Origin of the sequence: Bathymodiolus platifrons methanotrophic gill symbiont (assembly GCF_002189065.1) — a bacterium.
GTDB lineage: Bacteria > Pseudomonadota > Gammaproteobacteria > Methylococcales > Methylomonadaceae > Methyloprofundus.
Genome location: NZ_BDMN01000575.1, coordinates 1 through 1,213, shown reverse-complemented (window position 1 = coordinate 1,213; position 1,213 = coordinate 1). Strand labels below are relative to the sequence as shown.

The 1,213-nt window shown below is 43.4% G+C and carries 1 protein-coding gene and 1 pseudogene; both read left to right on the top strand.

Annotation, left to right across the window (positions count from 1 at the left end; translation table 11 throughout):
* A pseudogene (locus CDZ78_RS24155) lies at positions 1 to 348 on the top strand (hypothetical protein); the annotation flags it as partial.
* Positions 349 to 365: 17 nt separating this feature from the next.
* The gene (locus tag CDZ78_RS24150) at positions 366 to 977 is read left to right on the top strand and encodes a hypothetical protein (RefSeq protein WP_140414276.1); all 612 of its coding nucleotides are present in this window, start codon (positions 366 to 368) and stop codon (positions 975 to 977) included.
* Positions 978 to 1,213: the final 236 nt, after the last annotated feature.

Genomic DNA, 1,213 nt, shown 5'->3' with positions numbered 1-1,213 from the left:
GCAGATAAAGGCTCTAAGAATGACAATGCCGACCTTGAACGATTAGTGCTTTATTTTGGCTATAAGTTCAATGACTCAATTATTTTAAATAGTGAAATTGAGTTTGAACATTCTTCAACACCCAAGAGTGGTTCGGTCTCAGTAGAAATGATGGCTCTGGATTTTTTGATTGATCCATTGTTTAATGTTCGCGCTGGTTTGATGCTTGCTCCAATGGGGGGCGTTAACTTGATTCATGAGCCACCCTTTTATTTCGGTAATAACCGTCCAGAGGTTGAACGGCGTATTATTCCAAGTACCTGGCGTAATATTGGGGGGGGCTTTTTGGAGAGATCACCCCTGATGTAAATTATACTATGTATGCTGTGAGTGGTTTAAACGCGGAAGGTTTCAGTTCATCCGGGATACGCGGGGGCAGGCAGAAGGGCTCGAAAGCTCTTGCTGAAGACTGGGCTTTTATAGGGCGTCTGGATTATACTCCCTCTCAAGTCCATGGTTTGGTATTAGGAGCATCAAGTTATGTAGGTAACTCTGGACAGGGTCAGGTAGATGCCAATGTTTTAACGCAGCTATATGAAGCACATATGGAATGGAAATATCATGGCTTTGAGACACGAGTTCTTGGATCCTGGGGGCATATAGGAGATGCCGCAACATTAAGTGCACTAAAAGGAGAAACAATCGGTAGTTCGAATTATGGTGTCTATGTAGAAGTGGCTTATGATATATTACCGCTTATTTTTCCTGGTACCTCTCAATATTTAGCGCCATTTTTCCGTTATGAGAAATTTGACACAAATGCAACTGCACCAGTGGGTTATGTTGACGATTTAAGTTATGATCAAGATATTTTTCAGGTTGAATTTAATTACAAACCTATACCTGAAGTGGTCATAAAATTAGATTATCGAAATAGAAATGCTAAACAGGGAACAGTACCTGATGAAGGCAATGTTGGCTTTGGTTTTATTTTCTAGGCATACTGTCGCTGAAAATCAGGGAAAGGTAGCCTAAGCGAAGTGATGATTTTTAGTCCGCGATAGCCGTAGGGCCGTTGTTTTGTCGGAGTCTGAGCGTTAGCGAAGGTGGAGACAAAATAAAAGGCCATCCGACACGGCGTCAAGTCATTTGGAGCCTATGTTCCGACCCCTTGTTGGGTCGGGACGAGGTGACGAGGACGAATCGGGGCCGCCGGAGGCATAAGTGGTCGCGT